Origin of the sequence: Methylibium sp. T29 (assembly GCF_000576205.1) — a bacterium.
In the GTDB taxonomy this organism is placed as follows: Bacteria; Pseudomonadota; Gammaproteobacteria; order Burkholderiales; family Burkholderiaceae_C; genus Methylibium; species Methylibium petroleiphilum.
Window position 1 is genome coordinate 1 of sequence record NZ_AZND01000139.1, and the last position, 9,218, is coordinate 9,218.

Annotated in this window: 7 protein-coding genes and 4 pseudogenes; 5 read left to right on the plus strand and 6 right to left on the minus strand. The window is 70.3% G+C overall.

The features are described from left to right. A pseudogene (locus tag x551_RS14885) lies at positions 1 to 201 on the minus strand (hypothetical protein); the annotation flags it as partial. A 221-nt stretch (positions 202 to 422) separates the two neighbouring features. Between x551_RS14885 and atpE the strand changes: the two are divergent. Together atpE and x551_RS14895 are read left to right on the plus strand one after the other, a co-directional pair. Beyond that, positions 423 to 664: pseudogene (gene atpE / locus x551_RS14890) on the plus strand (F0F1 ATP synthase subunit C). 21 nt (positions 665 to 685) lie between these two features. Next, positions 686 to 1,534, plus strand: a complete 849-nt coding sequence (locus x551_RS14895; RefSeq protein WP_231497745.1) for a helix-turn-helix domain-containing protein — start codon at positions 686 to 688, stop codon at positions 1,532 to 1,534. A 16-nt stretch (positions 1,535 to 1,550) separates the two neighbouring features. Here x551_RS14895 and x551_RS14900 read toward each other — a convergent pair whose 3' ends face one another. Together x551_RS14900 and x551_RS14905 are read right to left on the minus strand one after the other, a co-directional pair. Further along, a complete protein-coding gene (locus x551_RS14900) occupies positions 1,551 to 4,241 on the minus strand; it encodes a bifunctional acetate--CoA ligase family protein/GNAT family N-acetyltransferase (RefSeq protein WP_036234781.1) in 2,691 nt (896 codons plus the stop codon). 137 nt (positions 4,242 to 4,378) lie between these two features. Beyond that, a pseudogene (locus x551_RS14905) lies at positions 4,379 to 4,860 on the minus strand (DUF456 family protein). Positions 4,861 to 5,036: 176 nt separating this feature from the next. On the opposite strand from x551_RS14905, the gene x551_RS14910 reads away from it, so the two are divergent. Continuing rightward, positions 5,037 to 5,351, plus strand: coding sequence for a hypothetical protein (locus x551_RS14910; protein ID WP_152543534.1), 315 nt, complete (start codon positions 5,037 to 5,039; stop codon positions 5,349 to 5,351). Between the two features lie 303 nt (positions 5,352 to 5,654). Next, complete coding sequence (locus x551_RS14915) at positions 5,655 to 6,743, plus strand: SDR family oxidoreductase (protein ID WP_036234785.1); 1,089 nt, start codon at positions 5,655 to 5,657, stop codon at positions 6,741 to 6,743. Between the two features lie 3 nt (positions 6,744 to 6,746). Here the strand turns inward: x551_RS14915 and x551_RS14920 are convergent, their stop codons facing one another. Then, positions 6,747 to 7,193 carry a hypothetical protein gene (locus tag x551_RS14920; RefSeq protein WP_216701331.1) on the minus strand — a complete coding sequence of 149 codons (447 nt, stop codon included), beginning with the start codon at positions 7,191 to 7,193 and terminating at the stop codon, positions 6,747 to 6,749. A 4-nt stretch (positions 7,194 to 7,197) separates the two neighbouring features. Then, positions 7,198 to 7,566, minus strand: coding sequence for a DsrE family protein (locus x551_RS14925; RefSeq protein WP_011828606.1), 369 nt, complete (start codon positions 7,564 to 7,566; stop codon positions 7,198 to 7,200). Positions 7,567 to 7,627: 61 nt separating this feature from the next. Here x551_RS14925 and x551_RS14930 point away from each other — a divergent pair, with 61 nt between their 5' ends. Continuing rightward, positions 7,628 to 8,641 (plus strand): AraC family transcriptional regulator, encoded by a 1,014-nt coding sequence (locus x551_RS14930; RefSeq protein ID WP_051495859.1) that lies wholly within the window; start codon positions 7,628 to 7,630, stop codon positions 8,639 to 8,641. A gap of 19 nt (positions 8,642 to 8,660) precedes the next feature. Here x551_RS14930 and x551_RS14935 read toward each other — a convergent pair. Further along, positions 8,661 to 9,218: pseudogene (locus tag x551_RS14935) on the minus strand (aromatic ring-hydroxylating dioxygenase subunit alpha); the annotation flags it as partial.

Sequence of the window (9,218 nt, forward strand, 5' to 3'; positions counted from 1 at the left end):
GCTGCCCTGCGCATCGATCGGGTGCCGGATGGCGGGCTCAGCCGGCGCCGAGGCCACCGCAGGCGGCGGGGCCACCTCGGCGACCGGCGACGCCGGCACGGTCTGGGGTGGCTCCGGCGTGCGCTGACGCCAGTACAGCAGGGTGCCGACGGCGACCACGAACGCCAGCCCGGCCACGCCATAGATCAGCTTGTTGTTCATGCTGCCAGCCTCCAGCGATACGTGCGGCATCCGCCACACCGAGGGATGGACGCCGCGCACGCCCCGGAAGTTCCGGGGTTGCCCTGCGTCCATCTTCCTCCCTCTGGCAGGCACTCGCTACCTGCCAGGTAATCGACGGACGTACCGGGCGACCCGACACTTCCTTCGCCCCCTGCAAGTACAGCGAGCCGTTCCCATCCCACCCATCCCGAGGACCCACCATGTCAGACACCAGCCTGCTTTCCCTCTCCGTCGCGCTGCTCATCGGCCTGCCGGCTTTCGGCTCCTGCATCGGCATCGGCCTGGCGACCATGAAGTTCCTGGAGAGCGCTGCGCGCCAGCCCGAGCTGATCCCGGAGCTGCAGACGAAATACTTCCTCGGCGTCGGCGTGACCGACGGAGCTTCATCATCGCAACCGGGATCGGCCTGTGGTTCGCCACGGCCAACCCGTTCAAGGGCTGACCGAGCCAAGGAGAACTCCGCATGAACCAGCCGCCGGCAGCGCACGCCGTCCGTCACCGCCCCTCGATGGGCCCGCCGCGGCACGACCGGCTGATCGGCCCCGCGCTGCGTGCCTGGCGCGACAAACGGCGCCTGAGCCAGCTGGCGCTGGCGCTGGATGTCGGCGTTTCGACGCGGCACCTGAGCTTCGTCGAGACCGGCCGCTCACGCCCGAGCGCCGAGCTCGTGATGGCCTTGGCCGAGCGGCTGGAGCTGCCGCTGCGCGAGCGCAACGAGCTGCTGCTCGCCGCCGGCTTCGCACCGCGCTTCCCGGAGACGCCGCTGTCCTCGCCCGATCTCGATGGCGTGCAGCGCGCGCTGCGCCGCCTGCTCGATGCCCACGACCCCTATCCCGGCGTCGCGCTGGACCGGCACTGGAACGTGGTGCTGGCCAATGCCGCTGCGGCGCGGCTGGTCGCGGCGCTGCCCGATGCGCTGCGGAAGCCTTCGGTCAACATGATCCGCGCCGGCCTGCATCCGCAGGGCTTCGCAGCCGTCACCGCGAACTTCGACGAATGGGGTCGCCACCTCGTCACCGAGCTTGCGCAGCTCGCGGAGTCCAGTGCAGACGCCACGCTGGCCGCGCTGCTGGCGGAAGTGTCGGCCTACCCCAACGTGCGCGCGCTGCTCGCCCGGCCGGCCGCCCCGGTGCCCACCGAGCACCGCCTGCTGCTGCCCTGCGTTTTCGATCTCGGCGGCACGCGGCTCACCTTCTTCACCACGCTGGCACGGCTCGGCTCGCCGCGCGACGTGACGCTGTCCGAGCTGAGCGTGGAGCTGTTCTACCCAGCCGACGGTGCGACCGAAAAGGCGCTGCGCCACGCCCTCTAACGCCTTGCGGTCGGGCCTACAGCGTGTGGGTCACCAGCATGAAGTCCGGGTCGTCGGCGAAGCGCTTGACCGCGAAGCCCAGCGAGCGCATGAGCTTGAGCATGTCGGCGTTGTTGGCGAGCACCAGCCCGTCGATCTCGCTCAGGCCCTTCTCGCGCGCCACGTCCATGATGCTTTCCATCAGGCGCGAGCCGATGCCGCGGCCGTTGAAGTCGTCGGCCACCACCAGCGAGAACTCGCAGGTCGAGTGGTCGGGGTTGGTGATGTAGCGCGACACGCCGACGATGCGCTCGGCCTCGGTCATCTCGCCGTCGGCCCCCGCGTTGCGCTCCTTGACAACCGCCACCAGCGCCATCTCGCGGTCGTAGTCGATCAGCGTGAAGCGTGCGAGCATCGACGGCGACAGCTCGGTCAGCGAGGACACGAAGCGGAAGTAGCGGCTCTCGGGCGACAGGTGCAGCACCAGGTCCTGCAGCATCTGCGCGTCGTTCGGCCGGATCGGGCGCACCGTGTACTCGCCGCCACCGCGCAGCGGCCAGACCTGCTCATAGCGTGTCGGGTAAGGCAGGATGGAGAGGTGCGAGTACGGGTTGGTGCGGCCACCCGCCGCCTGCGGCGCGCTGTCGATGACGATGCGCGCATCCACCGCCACCGCGCCGGATTCGTCGACGATGATGGGGTTGATGTCCATCTCGCGCAGCTGCGGCAGCTCGCACACCATCTCCGACACGCGCAGCAGCACCTGCTCCAGCGCGTCGAGGTTCACCGCGCTGGCGCCGCGCCATTCGCCCAGGGTCTCGGCGACGCGCGAGCGCTCGATCAGCCGGCGCGCCAGGAAACGGTTCAGCGGCGGCAGCTCCATCGCGCGGTCGTTGATCAGCTCGATCATCGTGCCGCCGGCGCCGAACACGATGACCGGACCGAACGGGTCGTCGGTCACCAGGCCGATGTAGATCTCGCGGCCGCGCCGGGCACGCGCCATCTTCTGCACCGTCACGCCGTTGATCCGGGCGCCCGGTTGCAGCCGCGCCACCCGCTCCACCATGTCGGTATAGGTGTCGCGCGCGCTCGCGCCGTTCATGATGTTGAGCGCCACACCCTCCACGTCGGACTTGTGGCTGATGTCGGACGAATCGATCTTCAGCGCGACCGGGAAGCCCAGCTGCGTGGCGATCATCATCGCCTCGTTGGCGCTGCGCGCGAGGATGGTGTTGGTGACCGGGATGTGGAACGACGACAGCAGCGTCTTCGACTCCATCTCCGTCAGCACCTTGCGGCGCTCGGCCAGCACGCTCTCGATCACCAGCCGCGCCGCCTCGATGTCGGGCTTGGCCAGCGTGGACAGCGGCGAAGGCGTCTGCTGCAACAGCAGCTGGTTCTGGTAGAACGAGGCGATGTTGCCGAAGGCCCCGACCGCCGCCTCCGGCGTGCGGAAGCCGGGGATGCCGGCCTCGTTCAGAAGCTCGCGCGCCGCGCCGACCGACGCATCGCCCATCCAGCACGACAGCAACGGCTTGCCCATCGTGTGCTTGACCTCCACCAGCGCGCCCGCGATGTCCGCCGCATCGACGCCGACCTTGGGCGAGTAGACGGTCAGCACGCCGTCGATCTGCGTGTCGTTGCCGGCGGCGTCGATGGCGGCGCGGTAGTGCTCGGGACCGGCGTCTTCCGACAGATCGATCAGGTCCGACAGCGAGGCCAGCGGCGGCAGCTGCGGCGCCAGTGCAGCGGCCGACTCGGCCGACAGCCGGCCCAGGTGCAGGTACAGCTCGTTGACCCAGTCCGCCGCCAGCACGCCGGGCCCGCCGCCGTTGGTCACGATCGCGAGGCGCCGACCCACCGGGCGGTAGCGCGAGGCCAGGCATTTCGCGGCCGAGAACAGCTCGACGAAGGAGCGCACCCGCACCGCGCCGGCACGGCGCAGCGCGGCGTCGAACACGTCGTCGCTGCCGACGATGGCGCCGCTGTGGGTCTGCGCGGCCTCGTTGCCGGCCGGCTTGCGACCGGCCTTCAGCACCACCACCGGCTTGGCCTTGGCGGCCGAGCGCAGCGCGCTCATGAAATGGCGCGCGCTCGAGATGCCCTCGACGTAGACAACGATGCTGTGCGTCTGCGCGTCGTTGGCCAGGTAGTCCAGCACCTGAGCGATGTCCACCGAGGTGTTCGGGCCCAGGGACACGACGCTGGAGAAGCCCACCGCGTTGGTGCTGGCCCAGTCGAGCACCGAGGCGGTGAGCGCCCCCGACTGCGACACCAGCGCCAGTGAACCGGGCTTGGCCAGCGGCCCTGCCGCGCTGGCGTTGAGCTGCAGCGCAGGACGCTGGAACCCCAGCCCGTTGGGTCCCAGCAGATGGATGCCCTCGCGCTGTGCGATCTTCTTCAGGGTCGCCGCGGCCTCGGCGCCGATGCCGGCGGACACCACCAGCGCCGAGCGACAGGCGAGCCTTCCTGCGACCTCCAGTGCGGAGGCCACCTGCTGGGGCGGCAGCGCGATGACGGCCAGGTCGGCCCGGGTCTGCGCCAGCTCGGCCAGCGTGCCGGTCGCATGGATGTCCAGGAACTGCAGCGCGCCGGCATAGGGCTGTGCCCGCAGGGCCTGGTGCAGCACCCGGGCCTGGGGCGTCTGGCCGGTCGGGTCGTCGGGCGCCCCGGCCAGCACGATGATGGATTCGGGCGAAAAGAGCGGGGTGAGGAAATGCTTGTCCATGAGGTCCAGTCTGCGCCGATCGGAGCGCCGGGCGTGCACCGCGGCATGCAGCGACCTTCGGGGCATCGGATGACACGGCCCTGACAACGCCCTCCCCAGGCGCAGTGCTCTGCGCCAAAGGGTGCCGCAGACGGACGTCAGACCAGCAAGGCCACCACGAAGATGCCGATCATCATGAACGAGATCGCGATCTTGGCGACCAGCCCCGCCATGACGCCCAGCCAGGTGGCGAAGCCCACCCGCACCGCGCGCTGCTCGTCGCGACGCGCCACGTACTCGCCGACGGCCGCGCCGACCAGCGGCATGAAAGCACGCCGACCAGGCCCATGAAGATGCCGGCCACGGTGCCGAGCGCCGCACCGAAGATCGCTTCCCGGCTCGCGCCGGCGCGGCGCGCGCCCAGCAGCCCGGCCACGAAGTCCGCCGCCCAGGCCACCACCGCCAGCACGCCGACGGCAGCGAGGCTGCCCCAGCCGACACGCGCGAAGTCGTCGATCCAGGCGCCGAGCAGGATGCCGGCCAGCACCAGCAACGTGCCGGGCAGCGCCGGCAGCACCGTCCCCGCCAGCCCCGCCACGATGAGCGCGACGCTCAGGATCCACAGCCAGCTGTCGCCCATGTCGAGCCCTTCCGCACGAGTTGTTCACGGACAGATGGCGTTCGCGCGCCGGAGTTCAACCGACGGGAGCCTCGGCGAGCCGATGCCGGGCCGTGATCGCCCTCAAGACCCCGGCCCTTCCAGCCGATAAGTCAGCGGACTCACCGCTCATGGTGACGCTCCCGAAAGGAACTGCCTTGCCTCCCGCCTTGACGATCACCGGCCTGCAGGACGAGACGCTGCGCACCTCGCTGTGCCTGATGCGTGTCCTCGAGAACAAGCAGATGGGCATGCACGCCGGGGAGTACCGCGCCGCCGCGGCCGAGCTGAGCGGCGCGCTGCACGCGCTGGCGACCGACGACCTGCGGCTGGTGGCGCGCAGCATGATGCCGGTGCTGTGCGAGCTGGCCGAGAACGTGCTGTTCGAACGCGCGCACCGGCTGGTGCTGGGCGGCAGCGCCGAGCGTGAACGCGCGCTGCAGGTGTCCGAGGCGCTGTGGGCCCGGATCTGACCTGAGCCGGTCGGCGCCGCCCACGGCGGCGCGGCCAAAGAAAAAGCCCGCAGGCAGACTGGAGGACCAGGGCCGCGGGCTCATCTACCGAACGCACATCGCGCTGAGCAGCACGAGGCGACGGGTTCTTTCGGCGCAGGTGACGGGTTCCTGGGTCCGCCCAATCGTGCGGTCGGTTTGTCGCCGAAGTGACTGCACTGTAGTTCGATTCGCGCAGGATCGATCCCCTGAACAGCACCGCCACGCGGGCCCAGTTCGGGCGATCGGTGCCCCTTCGAGAACGACAAGACGCGGAGACATGAGATGCCCAACAAGGTTCTGATCGCCGGCGCCAGCGGCGTGGTCGGTGCGGCCGCGGTCGAAGCCTTCCTCGCCGGAGGCTGGGAGGTGGTGGCGTTGTCGCGGCGGCGGCCCGAGCTGACGCACGAGCGGCCCTATACCCACCTCGCGGTCGACCTGCGCGATGCCGCGGCCAGCCGCGCCGCGCTCGGCGCACTGACCGGCATCACCCACGTCGTCTACGCCGCGCTGTTCGAGAAGCCCGGTCTGATCGCCGGCTGGAGCGAACGCGACCAGATGGAGACCAATCTGGCGATGCTGCAGAACTGCCTGGCGCCGCTCACCGGCGCGGGCAGCGGCCTGCGCCATGTGAGCCTGCTGCAGGGCACCAAGGCCTACGGCATCCACCTGCACCCGATGCCGATCCCGGCGCGCGAGCGCGCGCCGCGCGATCCCCACGCCAACTTCTACTGGCTGCAGGAGGACTACCTGAAGGAACTGGCGGCGGCGCGGCACTTCGACTTCACCATCCTGCGCCCGCAGCTCATCATCGGCGCGGCCTACGGCGTCGCGATGAACCTCGCACCGGTGATCGGTGCCTACGCCGCCGTCTGCCGCGAGCTCGGCGAGCCGTTCGGCTTCCCGGGCGGCGTGTCCTATGTGTGGGAAGCGGTCGACGCGCGCCTGCTCGCCAATGTCTTCGTGTGGGCCACCTCCAGCCCGAAGGCGGTCGGCCAGCACTTCAACGTGACCAACGGCGATGTCTTCGAGTGGCGCAACGTGTGGCCGGCGATGGCCGCGACGCTGGGCGTCGAGCCCGGTCCGGACCGGCCCCGCGCGCTGGGGCAGTTCCTGCCCGGGCACGCCGCGGTGTGGGACCGCATCGTGGCGAAGCACGGCCTGCGACCGGTGGCGCTGCCGGCGCTGCTCGGCGAATCGCACCACTACGCGGACTTCTGCTTCGCACACGGCGCGACCGAGCCGCCGCCGCCCGCCTTCGTCAGCGCGATCAAGCTGCGCCAGGCCGGCTTCCACGAGGTGTGCGACAGCGAAGACATGTTCTGCCACTGGCTGCGCAGCTTCATGGCGCGCGGCATCCTGCCGCCCGCCTGAGCCCTAGCGAGCGGCCGGCAGCCCCTGCAGGATGCTGCCGCGCACCGGCGCCGCCGTGAGGGTGCGCCGGAGCAGCCGCCAGGACCACGGCTCGCGCCGGTTCCAGGGCAGCAGCGACAGGCCGCGGGCCAGCAGGCAGTAGCCGAACAGCACCTGGGCCGTCGTGCCGATGGCAGGCACCCAGAACAGCCCCTTCATCGGCGGCCACGCGGCCAGCAGCAGCAGGCCCGTGAAGGCCAGCCGCACCTGCACCGGAAAGGCCGCAAAGCGGCCCTCGCGCCAGCGGAAGTGCAGGACCTGCAGCGCACTCAGCGCGGTGGCGGCGTGGAAGGCTCCGGCCCACCCCGCCAGCCCCGCGATCAGCAGCGCCGCCGTCACGGCCCAGTACCACCAGCTCAGTTCCCGATACATCAGCATCACGGCGGCCTCCTGCTGCTCGCACATCAACATCGGCTCAGAAGCTCAGCGTGGCCGCGCCGCGCTTGATCAGCTCGTGCATCACGCTGGAGCCGGCGATCACCACGCCTTCGATCAGCTGCTCCTGGGCATAGCCGCGGCTCTTCACGCACGGCGTGCAGGCCCACAGCGTGCCGCCTCGCGCGACGAAGTCGCGCAGCATGTCCGCCAGCGGTTCGAGCGGCTTCACGTGGGTCGTGTCCGACGCACCGCGCCGCACGATGTCGACACCCGAACTGGTGAGAAAGATCGACACCTTCAGGCCGGCCGTCATCCCGCCGAGCGCGATGACCATCCCCGCCGAGGACAGCTCGTGGTCGATGCCATGCGTGATCACCACCACCAGATCTCTCGATTCCGTTGCCATTGACAGCCTCCTTGCTGCATCCTTGATGACGTCAGCTTAGGTCGATCGCCCCGAGGAAGCCATGACCGAAATGCCGCCCGTCTTGCCCGAAACGCCGCCGGCCTCGCATGCGTCCGATCTGCTGTCGGACCTGCTCGGGAGCATGCACCTGGCCGGCATGGTGTTGTTCCGCGCCGCGTTCCGCGAGCCCTGGTCGGTGCTCACGCCGGGGTCGGCACAGCTGGCGCGGGTGCTGCCGTTCCGCACCGAGCACATCGTTCCCTTCCATGTCATCGCCACCGGCCGTTGCCGGCTGGCGCTGCCCGGGCGCGAGCCGGTGTGGCTGCGCGAAGGCGATGCCGTGCTGCTGCCCTACGGCGACAGCCACCGTCTCGAAGGCCTCGAGGAGACCGCGCCGGTGCAGGTCGGCCAGCTGCTGCCCTGCCAGCCCTGGAAGGACATGCCGCAGGTGGAGCACGGCGGCGGCGGTGCCGTCACGCACATCATCTGCGGCTTCCTGCAGTGCGACGAGCTGCTGTTCCGCCCCATCCTGCGGCATCTGCCGACCCTGCTGCACGTGAGTCCCGACGCCACGCCGGCCGACCACTGGCTGGGCAGCACCATCCGTCACACCGCCGCCGAGGCCAGCCGGACCACGCCGGGCTCGCGCAGCATGCTGCCGCGGCTGACCGAGCTGATGTTCGTGGAGATCCTGCGCAAGCACATGCAGGGCCTGTCGGACGACGAGAACGGCTGGTTCGCCGCCTGCAGGGACCCGGTGACCGGCTCGGCCCTGAAGCTGCTGCACGATGCGCCGCTGCAGGACTGGAGCGTGGAGCGGCTGGCACGCGCGGTCGGCGTCTCGCGCACGGTGCTGGCCGAGCGCTTCCGGCACTACCTCGACCAGCCGCCGATGCAGTATCTGGCGCACTGGCGGCTGCAGCTCGCCGCCCAGCAGCTGAAGACCGGCGACCAGCCGCTGAAGACCATTGCCGACCGGGTGGGTTACGAGTCGGAGGCCGCCTTCAGCCGCGCGTTCAAGCGCCACTTCGGCCTGCCGCCCGGCAGCTGGCGGCTGCGGCAGGGCACGCGCTGAGCCAGGGCCGCGGTCGGCATCAGCGCGCGCCGGCCTCCTGCTCGATCAGCCGCTGCAGCAGGCGGCGCACCTTCACCGGCGCGACGTCGTTCGTCATCAGCACCGGGTTCAGGCCGAAGAAGTCGGTGGTGTCCATCTCGTTGTGGATGGCCTGGATGATCGGCCCGTCCTCGGTCTCGAAGGCGGTGTGCATGGCCTGGATCTTGGCCGCGTTGTAGCCCGCGTCGTCGACGACGTGGTTGCGCCGTGTGGCGAAGAAGTAGTGGGTGGTATTCGCGGTCTCCGGCGTGCAGGTGTGCAGGTCGTACTGGCCGATGCAGTTGACCAGGTCGAGCGCGCCATCGTTCTGCGTCGCCCCGACCGAGAGCTGGATGTTGGCCGGCGGGCTCCAGCTCACCTCGATGAAGTGCCGGGCCTGCGTCTTCGGTTCGGGCAGGAAGTCCGCCAGGATCAGCAGCGGCGGCGTCTGCTGCCATTCCCAGCGGGCGGCGACCGACTCGGTGCCCTCGCGCAGCTTCGGGATCTGCGGCGACAGCTGCCCGCGCGTGGTGATGATCTCGCCATGCACATGGTCGAC